At 31.1% G+C, this 17,810-nt stretch carries 17 protein-coding genes, 1 rRNA gene and 1 pseudogene; 15 read left to right on the top strand and 4 right to left on the bottom strand.

Annotation, left to right across the window (positions count from 1 at the left end):
* From rrf to B5G32_RS11095, 9 genes are all read left to right on the top strand, one after another.
* Nucleotides 1-81 (top strand): 5S ribosomal RNA (gene rrf / locus B5G32_RS14400); the annotation flags it as partial.
* A gap of 407 nt (nt 82-488) precedes the next feature.
* The gene (locus B5G32_RS11130; protein WP_087298240.1) at nt 489-1,589 is read left to right on the top strand and encodes an ABC transporter substrate-binding protein; all 1,101 of its coding nucleotides are present in this window, start codon (nt 489-491) and stop codon (nt 1,587-1,589) included.
* Nucleotides 1,579-2,418, top strand: coding sequence for an alkaline phosphatase family protein (locus tag B5G32_RS11125; RefSeq protein WP_158094016.1), 840 nt, complete (start codon nt 1,579-1,581; stop codon nt 2,416-2,418). Before B5G32_RS11130 ends, B5G32_RS11125 begins: the two co-directional genes overlap by 11 nt.
* A complete protein-coding gene (locus tag B5G32_RS11120) occupies nt 2,396-3,244 on the top strand; it encodes an ABC transporter permease (protein ID WP_087245807.1) in 849 nt (282 codons plus the stop codon). The genes B5G32_RS11125 and B5G32_RS11120 overlap by 23 nt, the downstream gene beginning before the upstream one ends.
* On the top strand, nt 3,241-4,041 hold the full coding sequence (locus tag B5G32_RS11115; RefSeq protein ID WP_087245805.1) for an ABC transporter permease: 801 nt from the start codon (nt 3,241-3,243) through the stop codon (nt 4,039-4,041). Before B5G32_RS11120 ends, B5G32_RS11115 begins: the two co-directional genes overlap by 4 nt.
* A complete protein-coding gene (locus tag B5G32_RS11110) occupies nt 4,041-5,060 on the top strand; it encodes an ABC transporter ATP-binding protein (RefSeq protein WP_087936698.1) in 1,020 nt (339 codons plus the stop codon). The genes B5G32_RS11115 and B5G32_RS11110 overlap by 1 nt, the downstream gene beginning before the upstream one ends.
* An 80-nt stretch (nt 5,061-5,140) precedes the next feature.
* A complete protein-coding gene (locus B5G32_RS11105) occupies nt 5,141-5,965 on the top strand; it encodes a histidinol-phosphatase HisJ family protein (protein ID WP_087245801.1) in 825 nt (274 codons plus the stop codon).
* A 15-nt stretch (nt 5,966-5,980) separates the two neighbouring features.
* On the top strand, nt 5,981-6,760 hold the full coding sequence (locus tag B5G32_RS11100; protein WP_087245799.1) for a PHP domain-containing protein: 780 nt from the start codon (nt 5,981-5,983) through the stop codon (nt 6,758-6,760).
* A 451-nt stretch (nt 6,761-7,211) separates the two neighbouring features.
* The gene (locus B5G32_RS11095) at nt 7,212-7,457 is read left to right on the top strand and encodes a hypothetical protein (RefSeq protein WP_158094015.1); all 246 of its coding nucleotides are present in this window, start codon (nt 7,212-7,214) and stop codon (nt 7,455-7,457) included.
* Between the two features lie 622 nt (nt 7,458-8,079).
* Here the strand turns inward: B5G32_RS11095 and B5G32_RS14000 are convergent.
* Complete coding sequence (locus B5G32_RS14000; RefSeq protein WP_204209717.1) at nt 8,080-8,514, bottom strand: SDR family NAD(P)-dependent oxidoreductase; 435 nt, start codon at nt 8,512-8,514, stop codon at nt 8,080-8,082.
* Nucleotides 8,515-9,391: 877 nt separating this feature from the next.
* Between B5G32_RS14000 and B5G32_RS11080 the strand changes: the two genes are divergently transcribed.
* Complete coding sequence (locus B5G32_RS11080) at nt 9,392-10,090, top strand: reverse transcriptase domain-containing protein (RefSeq protein ID WP_239386240.1); 699 nt, start codon at nt 9,392-9,394, stop codon at nt 10,088-10,090.
* A gap of 56 nt (nt 10,091-10,146) precedes the next feature.
* On the opposite strand, the gene B5G32_RS11075 is transcribed toward B5G32_RS11080, so the two are convergent.
* From B5G32_RS11075 to B5G32_RS11065, 3 genes are read right to left on the bottom strand one after another with little or no spacing between them, the layout of a single operon-like run.
* A complete protein-coding gene (locus B5G32_RS11075) occupies nt 10,147-11,154 on the bottom strand; it encodes a site-specific integrase (protein WP_087246132.1) in 1,008 nt (335 codons plus the stop codon).
* Entirely contained in the window at nt 11,141-12,118 is a 978-nt protein-coding gene (locus B5G32_RS11070; RefSeq protein ID WP_087246130.1) for a tyrosine-type recombinase/integrase, read from the bottom strand. Before B5G32_RS11070 ends, B5G32_RS11075 begins: the two co-directional genes overlap by 14 nt.
* On the bottom strand, nt 12,096-13,343 hold the full coding sequence (locus tag B5G32_RS11065) for a site-specific integrase (protein ID WP_224762640.1): 1,248 nt from the start codon (nt 13,341-13,343) through the stop codon (nt 12,096-12,098). The genes B5G32_RS11070 and B5G32_RS11065 overlap by 23 nt, the downstream gene beginning before the upstream one ends.
* Before the next feature lie 152 nt (nt 13,344-13,495).
* Between B5G32_RS11065 and B5G32_RS14325 the strand changes: the two are divergent.
* From B5G32_RS14325 to B5G32_RS11045, 5 genes and pseudogenes are all read left to right on the top strand, one after another.
* Nucleotides 13,496-13,717, top strand: a pseudogene (locus B5G32_RS14325) (reverse transcriptase domain-containing protein); the annotation flags it as partial.
* Nucleotides 13,691-14,203 (top strand): group II intron maturase-specific domain-containing protein, encoded by a 513-nt coding sequence (locus tag B5G32_RS11060; protein WP_342670404.1) that lies wholly within the window; start codon nt 13,691-13,693, stop codon nt 14,201-14,203. The pseudogene B5G32_RS14325 and the gene B5G32_RS11060, both read left to right, overlap by 27 nt.
* Before the next feature lie 182 nt (nt 14,204-14,385).
* A complete protein-coding gene (locus B5G32_RS11055) occupies nt 14,386-15,603 on the top strand; it encodes a tyrosine-type recombinase/integrase (protein ID WP_087298342.1) in 1,218 nt (405 codons plus the stop codon).
* Nucleotides 15,600-16,544 (top strand): tyrosine-type recombinase/integrase, encoded by a 945-nt coding sequence (locus B5G32_RS11050; RefSeq protein ID WP_087298341.1) that lies wholly within the window; start codon nt 15,600-15,602, stop codon nt 16,542-16,544. Before B5G32_RS11055 ends, B5G32_RS11050 begins: the two co-directional genes overlap by 4 nt.
* Complete coding sequence (locus B5G32_RS11045) at nt 16,541-17,572, top strand: tyrosine-type recombinase/integrase (RefSeq protein WP_087246126.1); 1,032 nt, start codon at nt 16,541-16,543, stop codon at nt 17,570-17,572. Before B5G32_RS11050 ends, B5G32_RS11045 begins: the two co-directional genes overlap by 4 nt.
* Nucleotides 17,573-17,810 lie beyond the last annotated feature (238 nt).

Raw genomic sequence — 17,810 nt, 5'->3', positions numbered from 1 at the left:
CTGTACCCATGCCGAACACAGAAGTTAAGCATCACAGCGGCGAAGATAGTAGGCAACTGCGAAAATAGCACGCTGCCAGTCCATGTGAGGGAATAGTCATTCTATTCCCTTTCTTTTTTATTTTGTATACTGAAAGAGAACTACCTTGTCTCATCTGGTGGTTCTTTTTTATGATATATTTGATGATAATCATCAAACATTAAAATGCTGATCAACTTAAATAATATTTATTTATATTAGTTTAAATGATAAATTGAAAGACTCAAATTATACTTATATAGAAAAAATATGTGATTTTTATAACTTTTTATATAAAGCAAAAGTATCTAAAAACTTAATAAATGTTAATATAGAATTTAAATTCCTTTTTAAAATATTTAGAAAACACTTGTTATAGTGTTTTTATTTTTACAATTCTTTACAAAATGAAGATATTTAACTGAATTTTATCAATGCTATACTTTACTCGCTAAGGAGGAAGTATGAAAATGAAAAATAAATTTTTTAAATTGGGGATGAGTGCTCTTGTTGCAGCAACATTTTTAACAGGATGCGCTGAAGAAAGCACACAAGCAAAGGTTGATTTAAATTCAATGACAATTGAAGAAATTACAGAAAAAGCAAAAGAAGATGGAGAAGTCAATTCTGTTGGAATGCCTGATACATGGGCTAACTGGGTTGAAACATGGACAGAACTTGAAGATGAATACGGAATTAAACATACGGATACAGATATGTCTAGTGCTGAGGAACTTGCTATTTTTGCAAATGAAGCAAGTGATGCAACAAAAGACATCGGTGATGTTGGACAATCATTTGGGCCAGTTGCAGAAGAACAAGGTGTAACTTTACCTTATAAAACATCATATTGGGATTCAATTCCTGATTGGGCTAAAGATGATAATGGTGATTGGATTATAGGATACTATGGTACCATTACATTTATTACAAATACAGATCTTGTTGATCAAGCACCAAAAAGTTGGCAAGATGTATTAAATGGAGATTATACATTAACAATTGGAGACGTTTCAGTAGCAACTCAGGCACAAAGTGCATTATTAAGTGCTGCTATCGCTTTTGGTGGTAGTGAAAGCAATATACAGCCTGGTCTAGACTTTTTCAAGACTTTAGCTGAAGAAGATCGATTAGATATGGGAGACACAAGTGTTGCACGTTTAGAAAAAGGTGAAATAGAAGTTGCAGTTTTATGGGATTACAATTCATTAGGATATCGTTCACAAATCTTAGAAAATAATGCCAATGCTCATTTTGAAGTATCAGTACCAACAGATGGAGCTATTCAAAGTGGATATTGTACAATTATTAATGCCTATACAAAACGTCCTTATGCTGCTGCATTAGCAAGGGAATATATTTTATCTGATGAGGGACAGATTAATTTAGCTAAAGGTTATGCGCGTCCAATTCGTGATGATGTAGAATTACCAGAAGATGTAAAGGCAATGCTTTTACCAGATGAACAATATAAAAATGCACGCTTTATTGAAGATCAGGAAGCTTGGGATCAAGCTGTGTCAGATTTATCAACATCTTGGCAGGAGGAAGTTGTTGCTTATGCACAATAATAAAGTTGTATTTGTTTTATTAGATGGATTACAGAGTGAATATGCTAGAGAGCATTTAGGTTATTTAGAACATTTATGTGAACATAAAAAGGCGGCTAAATATGAAGTGCTAGGTGAATTACCTAGCGCTTCACGCCCTATGTACGAAACAATTTTTACTGGATTACCAGTATATGAACATGGAATTACAAATAATAATATATGTCGATTATCTAATCAAATCCATATATTTGAATTACTTAAACAGAATCATAAAAAAAGTCTAGCATTAGCATATTATTGGATTAGTGAGCTCTATTTATCAGCACCATTTAATAAGTTTCAAGATGTCTATCATCATGATCCAAAGTCTTATATAGACCAAGGTTTTTTCTATTATGAAGACACTTATCCAGATAATCATTTATATGCATTATCATCAAGTTTAATGTCACATGATCAATATGATTTTGTGTTTATACATCCAATGGGTATCGACGATGCAGGTCATAAATATGGTGCAGGTTCACAAGAATACGCGCAAGCAGTTATTCAAAATGATAAACTCCTTTCAACATATATTCCACAATGGATTAAAGATGGGTATAGTGTTGTGGTAGGTGCAGATCATGGAATGAGTGAAAATGGTTATCATGGTGGTAATAGTCATCAGCAACGCACCACAGCATTATATATTATTGATCAACGCATTGTGAATGGGTATCATTCACAAGTTCTCACAACATTGGAGTTTGCGCCGTTGCTTTGTTATTTATTGGATATTCAAGCAACTGAAAAAATGAAACCTTTGGAGGTGAAACGTATTCATGAAAGCAAAAAAGAACTATAAATTTTATCTGTTCGCTTTATTACCCTTTTTTATCATTGTCTTATTATTTGAAATATTACCATTAATTAATATTGTGATAGAAAGTTTTTCAAAGACAGGTGGTGGAGGTTTTACTCTAGACCATTTTGTTAAAATTTTTAGTACACGTCTATATCAACAGTCTATTTATAACAGTTTATGGATATCTATTTTTTCAGCTGTTGTTGGTATATTTATTGCATTTATTGGTGCAAAAGCAGCACATAATGCCAGTCCTAAAATAAGAAATGCTTTCACTTCAGTATTAAATATTACAAGTAATTTTGCTGGAGTTCCATTAGCTTTTGCTTTTATGATTTTATTAGGAAATGTTGGTATATTAACATTAATTGGAAAAAATTATGGAATAGAATTTTTGGCTAATTATGATTTATATACAATTAATGGTTTGTTATTAACTTACATTTATTTCCAAATTCCATTAGGAACTTTATTGATGCTTCCTATTTTTTCAGGATTAAGAAAAGAATGGAAAGAAGCTGTAGGACTATTAGGTGGAAACAGTTTTCACTATTGGTTTAAAGTTGCAATACCATCATTATTACCAAGTATATTAGGAACATTTTCAGTTTTATTTGCCAACTCATTAGCGGCTTATGGAACAGCATATGCATTGTTGAGTAATAATATTTCTCTATTACCAATTCGTATTTCTCAACAATTTGTTGGTGAAGTTGTTCAAAATCAAGAATTTGGTTGTGCTCTTTCATTGGTCATGATGGCTTTAATGGTTATTTCAGTTTTAATTACAAATAAATTACAAAAGAAATCAGGTGGTGTCCAATGAAATTAAAAACACAATTATGGGATGGATGTATTTTATTTATTATCGCAGCATTTTTAATTATACCATTAGCTTTAACTTTCTTATATTCTGTTTTTACAGCATGGATGGATATTTTACCAACTGGTTTTACTCTTAGCTTCTATTCAGAAATATTAACAGATGGAGCTTTTATTAATTCATTATTAAGATCTTTAGTTATTTCTTTTGTGCCAGTGTGTATTTGTAGTTTGGCTATATTATTAGTTCTTTATGTGACAACATTATATATGCCAAAATTAGAAAAGTATATTGAAATTTTATGTAATATTCCATATGCCATTCAAGGTGTTATTTTAGCAGTAGGTATAATTTCACTATATTCAGGTAAACCCGGCTTTTTATCAAATCGTCTTTTTCTTTTAGTAGGAGCTTACTGTATCATTATATTACCATATACATTTAGAGGTTTAAAAAATACTATTGGCGCATTAAATGTGAAATGTGTTGTAGAAGCTGCACAGGTGTTAGGTTGTTCTCAACTACATGCCTTCTTTGCAATTATTATTCCACAAATGAAAAATGGAATTATTTCAACAATGATGTTAGCTTTTACAATGTTATTTGCAGATTTCGTTGTTGTTAATATGATTGCCGGAAGTGCATTTAGAACAGCAGGTATTTATTTATATCAAACAATGTCAAAATCAGGACAATTATCAAGTGCAATTATCGTTATTCTTTTTATTACAACATTTATCATTTCAACATTAACATTAATGATTCAAAATAAAGCAGTCACAAAGAGGGGGAAAAATTAATGGCATACATTGAATTTAGAGATATATGCAAAAGCTACGATGGTGAAAATCAAGTTTTAAAAAATATTCATTTAGATGTAGAAAAAGGTGAATTAGTTACATTACTTGGACCAAGTGGTTGTGGAAAATCAACATTATTAAGATCTTTAGCAGGATTAGAGCAGATTAATTCAGGGAGAATTATATTAGATGGTAAAGATATTACAGATGTACCAGTTCAAAAACGTGGTATAGGGATGGTTTTTCAACAATACTCATTATTTCAAAATATGAATGTAGAGGAAAATATTGCCTTTGGTTTAAAAATCGCAAAAGTAGATAAAAATCAGATAGCTCAAAAAGTACAGCGTGCTATTGAAATGGTAGATTTGGTAGGAAAAGAAAAAAGTTATCCGAGTCAATTATCTGGTGGACAACAACAACGTGTAGCTATCGCAAGGGCAATCGTTATGGAACCAAAAGTTCTATTATTAGATGAACCATTAAGTGCAATTGATGCAAAATTAAGACGTGAGTTACAGGAAAAAATCAAACGTGTACAAAAAGAGTTAAAAATTACAACTATATTTGTAACACATGATCAAGATGAAGCCATGATTATGTCTGATAAAATTCATTTAATGAATGGTGGAATCATTGAACAAAGTGGAAATCCTGTAGAATTATATACACACCCTGTTTCTAAATTTGCGGCTGAATTTATAGGACATTATAATATATTAGATAATCATCAATTAAAAACATTGCTACCAAAACAAGACTTTGATAATCATTATTATGCAATTAGACCGGAAACCATTTCTATTCAAAATGAACCAATTCAAGATCAAAATGTCTATAGTTTTGAAGCAAAAGTTAGTCACTATATTTCAAGAGGAAATGTTTTACGATATACATTAAATTGTCATGATGTTATTTTAAAATCAGAAACATTGTTTAGAAGTTCTACACTGTTTGATGAAGGACAAAAAGTGTATGTTGGAATTGAGCCACATAATATTCTAGCCATTAGAGAATAAATGAAGACTGTTTAAAGACAGTCTTTTTAGACTATCAATGGAAATGAAAAAGAATTATAATAGGAGAGGGATGATAAAATATGATAAAACAAAATTTACACACACATTCACTTTATTGTGATGGCAAAAATACAATCGAGGACATGACTTTAGAAGCTATTCAAAAAGGTTTTACGATTTTAGGTTTTTCAGGACATGGGAATTGTCGAGAAATAGATGATTACTCTATGACTGATGATAACACCCAAAAATATATTCAAGATGTCCTTGAAGTCAAAGAAAAATATAAAGATCAGATACATATTTTTTTAGGTATTGAAGAAGATATTTTAGGACAAAGCTTTGAAAAAAATAATCCATATGATTATATTATTGGAAGTGTTCATTTTGTAAAAGCTGGTGAAGAATATTTAGCTGTTGATCAAAGTCAGGAAGTGACGCATAAGATTGTAGATTATTATGGGGATTTTTTAAGCTATGCTCAAAGTTATTATGAAGAAGTGAAAAAGATAGCTTATAGAAGTGATGTAGATATAGTAGGGCATATTGATTTACTTACAAAGTTTAATGAGAATGAAGAATTTATTGATTTTGATGATCAGGAATATTTAAAATTAGCATATGAATGTATTGATATGCTTGTTGGTCAAAAGAAAATTTTTGAAGTCAATACAGGTGCTATTGCCAGAGGACAAAGAAAAACACCTTATCCACATCATATACTATTAAAATATATTCATGATCATGGTGGGAAAATCTGTCTTAATAGTGACTGTCATCAAAAAGAAATGTTAGATTGTTATTATAAGGAATCTTTAGAATTGATTCAAGATTGTGGTTTTACATCTATGATGGTGTTAACAGATCAAGGATTTATAGAAAAAGATATTCAAGAATTTTTATAAAAATGGAGATAAATAATGGAACAGAATTTTAATTTACATACGCATACAACACGCTGTCATCATGCTGTTGGAAAAGATGAACAATATATTCTGGCAGCGATAGAAGCTGGAATGAAAACAATAGGATTTAGTGAGCATATGGCCTATCCTCATGTAGAAATAGCTGCTGAACGTATGTATAATCGAGATGTTCAAGAATATTTACATACGATGTATCAATTAAAAGATAAGTATAAAGATCAAATTGAAGTATTAGTAGGCTTTGAAATAGAATATTATGATGATCAAAAAGATTATTTACTTAAAATGAAAGAATGTTGTGATTACATGATTATTGGACAGCATTTCCGCTATTTTGATGGTTATAATTATGATTATTTTAATAATGATGAAGATGTCTTGATGTATGCAAATCAAATTCAAAGTGCTTTGGAACTAGGATTAACAAGATATATAGCACATCCAGACTTCTTTATGTTAGGAAGAAGACAATGGACACCAGCATGTGACAAGGCATCACAAATCATTGTTGAAGCGGCTAAAAAATATCATGCTGTTTTAGAAATTAACTTAAATGGTTTAAGATATGGGAAACTCTACTATCAAGATGGTTTGGCATATCCTTATCCACATCCAGAATTCTTTAAACATGTTACAAAAGAAAATAAAGTTTGTTTTGGTTATGATGCCCATCATCCTACAACTTTATTAGAACATCAACGTATAGATATATGCTTGGATCTTTTAAAAGATTATGATTTTAATTTTTTAGAAGATATTCATGAAATATTATAAGAAGTCTAAAAGGATTTTTTAGTAAGACGTATTAATTATGCAAAACAGAAACCTTTGTTTGAAGAAGATTTAACAATTCAAGAAAATATAGATACACTTTATCACATATTTAATATAAAGAAAGATTCGTTTTTAGAAGAGTAACTCTTAAAGGAATTGGAATTAGAAAATACTTTGGATAAGTATGGTTCAATGCTTATGGAAGAAGAAAAGAAACGCTTGTCATTATTATTTGCGATTATCTCACAAAGAGGCATTATTTTATTAGAAGAACCAACTACTTTTGTTGATTAAAAAATGAGTCAAAAGATGATCAAGTTAATAAAATATTATTTGAGTTCACGTATGACCGTTATAGCAACACAAGATCAAAATAGCAGATATTATTTATCATATCTTGAAGTATTTTTTCACTGAATTAATTATTTGTGGTGTTGTTTTAGGATTTCTTTTGAAAAATGAATACTTGAGTATATATAAAGAAGAATTGGAAAAATATGTTTTTCAAAATGATACAATTGTTTATCAGCCAATTGATGAATGGAGTTATAGATATAGTGGTGATGAATTCCCGCTATCTACAGAAACTGTTGAACACCTTCAGCAACTTGACTATATTAAAGAGATAAGACCGATGTATCTCTTTTATCATTATAATGTGAATTATGTCTATCATAATAATCGGCTAGTTTTTTAAATGGCTCTATATTCAATATATTGGATATGATGAAAGAAAAGATTACAGTTTATATTTAAGAGATAATTATTTGACAGAAGTAATTTATTTGACTACAAATCTTGTGAGCAGAATGGGAATATTTCAGCCAGGAGATACATTGACTTTTAAATTGCTTGTACCACAATATAATATTTTTAATAACAGTATTAATCTGTTTTGGGGCACATTTATTACCGAAGGCATACAGTTTATACTCTTCTATACAAATCTCAGACATATTTTAAGGTCTTAACATTAAAACTTGCTATAAGTGTCTTATAGCAAATTTTCACTTTATTTTTTGTTTTTGTATTTGATAGACATAATGTGAAATAAGTGATGTTGGTGCTATTTTCATTGCAAATTTAGCAAGTTTGATTTTCCATCCAGGAATGATATAGAATTTTCCTTTCAATAATTGCTTCACTGTTATTTTTGCAACATATTCACTACTCAATCCATTTAATGAAAATTGCACATTAGCAGTCTTATGAAATGGTGTATTTACTGGACCAGGGCATAAAATACTGATTTGAACATGAGAGTGTTCTTTTTTTAATTCTTCTCTTATAGCTTCTGATAACCTAACGACATAAGCTTTTTAGGCATAATATGTGGCCATAAGAGGACCAGGCATAAATCCACCAATAGAGGCGACATTGAGAATTGTTCCATGATCTTTTTCTTTCATATCTTGTAGATAAAGTTTTGTTAGTACATGGAGTCCAATAACATTAGTATGAATCATTTGAATATCTTTTTCTAAAGATGTCTGATAGAAATAACCACAATCTCTTAATCCAGCATCATTAATGAGAACATTAATATCTTTATATTCTTTATATAATTGATAACAGTTTTCTTCTTTGGAAATATCCATACAAACCACTTCTATATGTGTATTTATTTGTGTTTGTAGTTCTTTTAATTTTTGAATATTTCTAGCAACTAAAATTAAATCATATCCTCGAAGACTTAATTCTTTTGCAATAGCTTTTCCAATTTCCGATGAAGCCCCTGTGATTAATGCTTTCATATTTTACCTCCAATCTTTCCCTATTATATCATAATTCAATCAAAAAAATAGCTACTCATTTAAAGTAGCTCAATGGAGTCAACTTAGTATATTAGACTAGGTGACTCTTTTTTTATTTCTGTAATTCTTGTGGTATGACTATATGTACTCTTTATTATTATGCAAAAAAAGCGCATAAAGCCCCTGTTGATTTTTTTCGTTTTTTAAAATTTTATCCCATTAAATTTATGATACAATATAATTGTATTCTTAACTACGGGGATATTGTCATAAGCACTGATTTGTATCGTCTGACTTTTGGATTGTTTCTTCCATCAAGTCTGAAGCGATAGCTTGGTGGTGAAATCATGACTCGTCCCCATCGTTGGTAGTGCCTGTTTGGGCGAACAGGCACTTTTATTGTGTGCCGGGCATGGCACGGATTCAGTCGGAGATAGACCGACCACAGGTAGTTACCGCCAAGTGTAGTGAACCACAAGTCGTTAACAGTGATGTTAAGGATGGAGGAAGTGGTGTAGCGATTCTTTTGAGCGTACGAACAGAAACCTGATATAAGGCTAAATGGTGGATAAGATTGCAGTACAAACCGAAGTCCAAAAGGTAAACGTAAAACCAAGACAGTAAATCAGGACGTTGTGAAAGAAATAGGATTCGTGATTTACCCCGGGAGGTCTTGTGGACGATGAATTCCAATATCTTTAAAATCAGTGATGGTAACATCGGTCGAAAAAGGTCTGCCACAAGAAGTCAGCTGAGGTCGTAGTAGGTAAAGACATCTATACCAAAGGACCTAATGTTTATATGGTGCAACTCACCATGCGCAATGTTTGGACAGTTCGAAATCGAGGATAGTTCCATAAGTGGGAATCGTAATCCCATGGGAATGAAGGTAGAGGGAATGGTTCCAGATATATCTACAAAAGGAAGGAGAAGCAACAACATGAAATTAATTGAAGTGATTCTAAGAGATGAAAATCTCGAAGAGGCAATCAAAAGGGTCAAGAGTAATAAAGGTGTACCTGGCATTGATAAGATGACAGTGAATGAAATTGACGCGTATTTCAAGACCCATAAGGAACAGATAAAGAAACAGATATTGGAGAAGAAATACAAACCCCAACCAGTAAGAAGAGTCTATATTCCTAAATCAAATGGGAAGAAAAGACCCCTAGGAATTCCAACAGTAGTAGATAGAGTCATCCAACAATCGATAGCACAAATATTATCAGAAATCTATGACAGTAAGTTCAGTGAGAATAGTTTTGGATTTCGACCAAATAGGAGTGCACATGATGCCATCATGCGAACACTAGACTACTTGAATGAAGGATACGAATGGGTCATTGATTTAGATATAGAAGCATACTTCGATACAGTCAATCACGATAAATTAATTTCAATACTTAGAGAGCATGTGAATGACTCGACAACACTGCATTTGATTCGCAAATTCCTGCAGGCAGGAATCATGGAAAATGGTCTTGTAAAAGCTAGTACCATAGGAATGCCACAAGGCGGATTATGCCGATATCCACATAATCCTCCTTATGTGGAGTTAGTTATTATGCCGAGTTAATTTAAATTACCCTTTAATAATCATATGGTTTTCTTTATTTTCTCGGCATAATATTATTATTTAAAGCTGTTTAAGAAGTCTAATAATTCTTGATCTTTACTCCAATCAATATAATTTTCTTCAATTAATTTCGGTGCTAAATTATTTATGGCTTCATTTTTCTTTCTTGAATCTGCTCTTGCATAAATCATAGTTGTTGAAATATCTTCATGCCCCAAAAAATCTCGAATGTAGACAATAGGAATATTAACTGCAAGCATGTGCATTGCTTTACTATGTCTAAACATATGGGGATGAACTTTTGATGGAAAACTAGGATCATTATTTTTTAATATTGTTGCATATTTTTGAACAATATATTCTATTCCATCTCTACCCATCTGTTGATTATTTTTATTTTTAATCAAATATTCATTCTTTAATTTAACATCTGTAAAAAATTTAGATATGTAAACTTCTAGTATCTGATTCATATTTTTAGAAATAGGGACTATGCGTATTTTTGAACCTTTACCATGTAGTTTAACTGTAGGATTATTACCTAAATTGATATCTTCAATTTTTAAATCACATAATTCCTGTACTCTAGCACCTGTATCATATAATAAGCACATGATGATACGATGCCTCAATCCTGCTAATGTATCTGTGGGCGGAAGATTTATTAATTTGTTCATTTGTTCTTCAGTTAGATAATCAACTTGTCTAATAGTAGTTTTTAATGATTTAACTGATAAAACAGGCTGTAAATAAGCCAGATTTTCAATACTTTCATACTGTGCAAAATTTATAAATGATTTGATTCCTGCTAATCTTTGATTGATAGTAACAGGTGTATTCCCACGATTTTTCAACCATTCAATAAATTCAAGAACAAGTTCTCTATTAATTTGATGCATCTTAAATTTATTAATGTTCATACTTTTGTCATCTCTTAGAAAAAGAATAAATAATTTTAAAGAATCTTTATAGCTGTTTATAGTATTTTTTGAACAGTTTCGGTGAAGAGGTAAATATTCAGTTAAAAACTTGGTTATGAGAACTGCAAAATCAGTTGCTGTCATATTCTTCAATCTTTTCAATCATATTAGGATAGAAACTTTCAAGTTTTAACTGAATCATCGGAAAAAGTGTAGCTGTCAATTTAAGATAATAAGCTGTTTCATCAAAACTTTCATGACCTAACATCGTTTTCATATATGGCAGATATACCAATAAATTCTTTTCCTCATATACCCATTTCTTTAATAAATTAACACAATAAGTATGACGAAAGTCATGAACTCGTGGACCACGTCCACTATGCGATATTCCTGCTTTATCAAGATATCTTCTGAAATTTTTGTACACACACTGAAGTGTTAGTGGTTTGCCAGGTAATTTCATAAAGAAATATTCTGATTCATCAGAATCAATATGAATAGTTGATTTTAATTCTTTACATTTTTTTACTAATACAGGATGAATTGGAATTTTTCTGTCTTTATTATTTTTTCCGTTTTTAACTATAAAGTAGCCTTCATCCAAATGGAAGTCCTCAATTTTAGCCAATCTTAGCTCAGATACACGTAATCCGCTTGTATATAATAATCTAAAAAATATAGGCATAATAATATGACGATATGGGCATTCAGAAGGAACTGATTGACTCTTATCAACGGCTTCAAAAAATCTTCTTAATTCATCATCGGTATAGATATGTGCATTATATTTTGGGGCGCTTCTTGTCAATTTCTTTGGAGGAACATATACATCAAATCCTAATTCTAATAAATATGAGCATAGTACTCTCATAATTGATATTCTATTGTTTTGATTTGCTTGTGTTTCATACGTTTTTCTTAGACACCATTCATCAACTACTGATTTAATAATTACTTTTTCTTGTATGTTTTTATCTACAAAATATTTGTCTATTCTTTTTAATGCGAATTCTTCTGCTGCGTATTTAAATCCTTGTGCTCTCTTTAAATTGATCAGATCCTGAATTTCGTTTTTGAAAATACTATCGAATATTAATGTATTCATCATCAAACACCAAATCCAAAACGCATTCTTTTAATTTATCAAGATCTGTCTTTAAATAAATAGAAGTTATATCAGTACTAGAATGTCCAAGAATTGATGTGATAACTGGCAATTCAACCCCTGCATCGAGAAGCATAGAAGCTGATGTATGCCTTAGAGAGTGAAAGCCTCTATGACAATTTTTGTTTAATGGAATTTTCGCTTTTTTCATATAAAAATGAATTCTACCTGACAAATGGTTTTCATCACTTAGTATATCAAAAGGTGGCATATGTTTTAAAAATATATTTTTTGATTCATAATATTTAGGTCTTCCATTTTTTATATAATCTATTACTGCCCATCCAACTGCATCAGGGATAGGTAATGTTAATGGTTTTTTTGTTTTATGTTGAATAATGCTCAACTTTTTTTCTTCCCAGTTAAAATCATCAAATGTTAGATTCTTAATATCAGAAATACGTAACCCTAAAATACAAGCTAGTACTATCATTGCGTAATCCCTTTTTCCAATAGGACTGTTTCTATCAATGGTCTGTAATAATTTTTTAATTTCATCTTCAGTCCATACCGATGGTATCTTAGCCGATTTTGATATAGTTGGCATATGAATAAGAGAAGCAATATCACTTTTTAATATATTTTTTTCATTCAAATATCTTAAAAAATATCGTAATCCGCAGATATGTTGTTCAATCGTTTTAAAAGACATACCAGTAAAAGTTCTTATATAATCATTGCATATGGATAAATCAATATGACTAACATCAGTTATTCTTTTTTGATTAAGATAATCAAGAAATATTAGAGAAATTCTAATATAATGTTTTTTAGTAGATTTCGACAATTCGGTGTGATCTAAATAATCATTAAAATGAATATGAACATTTAAATAATCACCCTCTAATCTGATTGGATTTTTAGATGCATGATATCGTCTAGTAAGTACACCATGAAGCTTATAATCCTGTAAAATTTGAATCGACCTAATCAACTGCATCTGTTGATCTTTTAATTTGGATTCTTCAAAAACTGAAACAATACCATGAATCTTTTCCAAAAATATTAAACCTTTATCAATAGAAAAAACATCATCTCCATATTCTGATAAAAGAAAATCATTTAGTTTTTTCCATTCTCTTTTATAAAAGTTTATGGTGGATGAACTATAGTTATTATCAACTAATAATTCTGTTAATCCACTACAAATTAGTTCTAATCTCATAATCATCACGCTCCTTTAAATAGAAATAGAACTATATTTCTATTTAAATTGTGATGTATTATGCCGAGAAAATAAAGAAAACCATATGATTATTAAAGGGTAATTTAAATTAACTCGGCATAATAACTAACTCCACATAAGGAGGACCTCTAAGTCCAATTTTATCAAATATCTACTTAGATAAATTTGATAAGGAATTGGAAGCAAGGGGACTATGCTTTGTGAGATATGCGGACGATAGTAATATCTTCGTTAAAAGCGAGATGGCAGCAAATCGAGTGATGAAGTCAGTCACATCATGGCTAGAGAGAAAATTATTTCTAAAGGTCAGTGCAACCAAAACAAAGATAGTAAGACCAACGAATAGTCAATTTCTAGGTTTTACATATTGGAAGAACTCATCAAGATGGGAATGTATTCCTACAAAGAAGAGTAAGAAAAACCTGTATGACAAATGTCGAAAGGAACTCATCCGAAAGAAATGTGTTGCACAGACCAACACAAAAACATTCACTAGGATAAATCAAATCGTCAATGGATGGATAAACTACTTCCGAATTGGAAGAATGAAGAACTTCATAGATGAATTTGGTCAATGGTTGAGACATAAAATAAGGGTCATTATCCTGAAACAGTGGAAAACACCATCGAGGATATATAAAAATCTACAAAAGTTGAATGAGAAATTGCCTTATCACTTCAGTGATGAGCAAATCTATTCGGTAGCGAATACAAGGCTTGGACTATATAGACAAGCAAATGGGAATGTAGTTAACTTCTTACTTAATGCGGATATTCTAGCCATAAGAAAAGAGGAAAGACCTGGTTTGGTCAATCCCCTCGCATACTATCTAAGATAGGTTGTATTAACATATAAATGTAGCGCCGTATACGAGACCCGTACGTACGGTTCGGTTATCCAGAATTCTGGATAATTGCACTTATCCCGAATTATTGATTATCCCGAAAAACAGGTTTTTCCAATGAAAAATCAAGTAAAATTCGGGATAATTTTTTATAATGGCTTCAGGAGGTAATCATTATGAAAATACTTATAACTGAAGCTGTCGAATCAGCTATGAATGCATTCTTTGATGCATTAGGCAATGATACTTATAAAGAACAGTATCGCTCAACTCATTTCAATCCCATTTTAGTAGAATACAAACGGATGGGAGAGGATTATTACGATGAAGCAGTCAATGATAATGTTGAGAAAATATATCAATCTTATCTAGAAGCTAATCAATTTGGTAAAAGAACATTTAATAAACGTCTAAGAGGTCTGAGAATTCTTAAAGAAGTAATAAAAACCGGCAATTTTAAATGGAAATTTAAAATTGCCAATGAAGAAATAGTTACTAATCTGTTTACAGAATCCATTGATCGTTATATTGGAACCAGAGATTTAAGTCCTCGTAATATAGACTTTGAAAAAAAGACATTAATTAAATTCTCTACATTCTTGATTGAAAATGGTGTATATAGATATCAGGACATAACTTACGACCACATTGTATCTTTTATCAAACTTGTATCTTTAACTTCACCTGGATCGCTTGATAAAGTAGCTACTGCATTATCTAAATATATGCGAAAACTCTTTGATGAACATCTCATCTTTAAGGATATTTCACATCTTATAAAGGTCAAAAGAGTAAAAAATGGAAAAGTTAAAAAAGTTGCAGATATTAATGATATCACAAAGATTTTAAAAATCATTGATAGAAATAGCTCTGTAGGTAAGAGAGACTATGCAATCATCGTTTTAGCTTGCTTTACAGGAATCAGGGCAGGAGATATCGTTAATATAAAACTTTCTGATATTGATTGGAAAAATAAAGAAATCCTAATCATTCAAGGAAAGACTAATTCTTATCTAAAATTACCACTCAATAATGATGCGTGTGCAGCTTTGGCTGATTATGTCTTAAATGGAAGACCTGAGACTAAATCTGATAAGTTGTTCATCAGATCATTAGCACCATTTGAAGGATTCCGTGATGGTGTTTCGATAAATAATATATTAAGAAGAAGGTCAGCAGATGCGGGTGTAATGGTTGGTGGTAAGAATACGATACATGGTATAAGAAGGATGATTGCGACCGAAATGATAAAGTCTGATCAATCAATTTATACAGTAGCCCAGATACTTGGGCACCAATCAATAAAACCATCTAGACAATACATCGATCTTGATGTAGAAGGCCTGAGAAAATGCACACTATCTTTTGATGATATACGAGGTGATAGACGATGAAATATTGCTGGGAATATACAGATGATTATCTTGAATATCGCAGTAGTTGTGGATTAGATACAAAAAACCCTAGATGGTATATTAAAGATTTTTCAAGATACCTTAAAGATAACTATCCCAATGAAACGATCATTACAAAGAAGATGGTGATTCCATGGTGTATCGCAAGACCGACTGAAAAAAGTTATAGTTTCAAAAAGAGGATGTCTACTCTCAGGCAGTTTACTATATTCATCTATTCGATAGGTGTTTGTGAGTTTATCCTGGATACAAGTTTTACTCCCAAAGCAGAACGCTATATCCCATATATTTTCACTGATCAGGAACTTACTGATTTATTTGATACAGCCATCAGAAACAGCGTTCAAGATCCGAGTTCATATAAGAAGCTAATTATATCTGTTATCTATCGGTTGATATTTTATTGTGGATTGAGGCCTAACGAAGGAAGAGAAATAATGATAAGCGACATCAATCTTAATGATAAAACGATCTTCATAAGAAGGAATAAAGCTCATAAGGAAAGAATCATACCGATATCTGATGATGTCAATGAAATGATCAAAGATTATATGCGAAAAGCTTCGGTATTTAAAATGAATAGTCCCTATCTGTTTAGCTCACCTAGGCTTGATAGTTATAAATCGACTTGGCTTAGGACAGAGTTTTTAAAATTATGGAAAGCGACTAAAGAGCCATCTAATATGACCAGAATTAGAGTGTATGATCTACGACATCGATTTGCAACGACGTTAATGATGAAATTTCTTGATGAAGGAGAAGACCTGAATAATATATTGCCTTACATGAGTTCTTATATGGGACATTCCAGCTTTGAAGAAACAGCTTATTATATTCATTTACTACCTGATAGACTAAAGACTTCAAAAGCTATCGATTGGGGAATAATGGAATCACTCATTCCAGAGGTGTTACCATGAAAAAGAACGAGCTGAAATATTTCAAGATGATTCGCGATTTCTTTGAAATCTTTCTCCCAAACCAAAAAGGGGCAAGCAAACATACAATTAAGAGTTATAAAATCTGTATGAATCAATTCTTGGATTTCGCTAAGGCTAGTTTAGGCATCAAACTCAGAGATTTTGATTTTAATCATACAACGATTGAACTTGTCGAGTCATTTCTTGAATATGGGGAAAATGAATATCATTGGTCAGCTAAGACTAGAAATCTAAAATTAGCTGCCATAAGATCATTCTACAAGTATTCTGCCAATCATGATATAACGTTAATCGATATTTACCTGAAACTTATGACGATTCCTATAAAATCTGTAACTAAAGGAATCATCATAGATTTCTTAAGTGAGAAAGAATTAGAATTTCTTCTCAGTCAACCTAATCAATTAAATGTCAAAGATAGAAGAAATCTCACGATGATGATTACTTTATATGATACAGGAGCTCGAATACAGGAATTATTAGATATAAGGCTCAAAGATATCTCTTTAGACTCATCTCCGCATATCGTTCTTAATGGTAAAGGAAGAAAGATGCGTATAGTTCCAATAATGGATAAAACAGTTGAGCATCTCAGGAAATATTTAGATAACTATGAGTTAACCAGTGAAGACCATGTCTTTTTTACATTTCATAACGGTGAACGAACAAAAATGAATCCTGACACAGTACAGAAATTTATCGATCGATACTGTATCATGGCAAATAATGCTGATTCAAGCTTTCCAAAACATATATATTGTCATATGTTTCGTCATTCTAGAGCTATGCATCTATACCGTAACGGTATGCCTCTTCCTCTGGTATCTGAATGGTTAGGTCATGCGCAGATTAACACCACTAGGGAATTCTATGCCAATGCAGATACTGAAATGAAAAGAAAAGCGATCAATGCAGCTTCATCCGTTATTGATATAACTAATACCAACACTAATGATTATGATTTTGATGATGAAGATCTTTTGAAAAAATTATATTCACTCAAGTAATAAAAATTATCCCGAATTTTACTTGATTTTTCATTGGAAAAACCTGTTTTTCGGGATAATCAATAATTCGGGATAAGTGCAATGAGAGGGGCGAAGATTAATTTCTTCCCTCTACTCTATTTGTCTAGCATCTTCTCTATCTGTTCTATCTTCTTTTTTAGCTGTCTTTTTTTACCATTGATCATTGAAAGCAGAATGTTGACATCATGTATGATTTCATGTAGCTGTGCTATGTTGA

The sequence above is a fragment of the Massilimicrobiota sp. An80 genome, from assembly GCF_002159255.1.
Lineage (GTDB): Bacteria > Bacillota_I > Bacilli_A > Erysipelotrichales > Coprobacillaceae > Allocoprobacillus > Allocoprobacillus merdigallinarum.
The sequence above is the reverse complement of the archived record's forward strand: the minus strand, read 5'-3'. Positions and strand labels throughout refer to the sequence as shown.

Excerpts from the sequence above, each read along its gene's own strand:
- B5G32_RS11115 (WP_087245805.1), top strand. The coding sequence starts at position 3,241 with ATGAAATTAAAAACACAATTATGGGATGGATGTATTTTATTTATTATC.
- B5G32_RS14000 (WP_204209717.1), bottom strand. The coding sequence starts at position 8,514 with ATGAAAGCATTAATCACAGGGGCTTCATCGGAAATTGGAAAAGCTATT.
- B5G32_RS11075 (WP_087246132.1), bottom strand. The coding sequence starts at position 11,154 with ATGACAGCAACTGATTTTGCAGTTCTCATAACCAAGTTTTTAACTGAA.
- B5G32_RS11070 (WP_087246130.1), bottom strand. The coding sequence starts at position 12,118 with ATGAATACATTAATATTCGATAGTATTTTCAAAAACGAAATTCAGGAT.
- B5G32_RS11045 (WP_087246126.1), top strand. The coding sequence starts at position 16,541 with ATGAAAAAGAACGAGCTGAAATATTTCAAGATGATTCGCGATTTCTTT.
- B5G32_RS11080 (WP_239386240.1), top strand. The coding sequence starts at position 9,392 with ATGGGAATGAAGGTAGAGGGAATGGTTCCAGATATATCTACAAAAGGA.
- B5G32_RS11050 (WP_087298341.1), top strand. The coding sequence starts at position 15,600 with ATGAAATATTGCTGGGAATATACAGATGATTATCTTGAATATCGCAGT.
- B5G32_RS11100 (WP_087245799.1), top strand. The coding sequence starts at position 5,981 with ATGGAACAGAATTTTAATTTACATACGCATACAACACGCTGTCATCAT.
- B5G32_RS11110 (WP_087936698.1), top strand. The coding sequence starts at position 4,041 with ATGGCATACATTGAATTTAGAGATATATGCAAAAGCTACGATGGTGAA.
- B5G32_RS11120 (WP_087245807.1), top strand. The coding sequence starts at position 2,396 with ATGAAAGCAAAAAAGAACTATAAATTTTATCTGTTCGCTTTATTACCC.
- B5G32_RS11130 (WP_087298240.1), top strand. The coding sequence starts at position 489 with ATGAAAAATAAATTTTTTAAATTGGGGATGAGTGCTCTTGTTGCAGCA.
- B5G32_RS11125 (WP_158094016.1), top strand. The coding sequence starts at position 1,579 with ATGCACAATAATAAAGTTGTATTTGTTTTATTAGATGGATTACAGAGT.
- B5G32_RS11105 (WP_087245801.1), top strand. The coding sequence starts at position 5,141 with ATGATAAAACAAAATTTACACACACATTCACTTTATTGTGATGGCAAA.
- B5G32_RS11065 (WP_224762640.1), bottom strand. The coding sequence starts at position 13,343 with ATGAGATTAGAACTAATTTGTAGTGGATTAACAGAATTATTAGTTGAT.
- B5G32_RS11055 (WP_087298342.1), top strand. The coding sequence starts at position 14,386 with ATGAAAATACTTATAACTGAAGCTGTCGAATCAGCTATGAATGCATTC.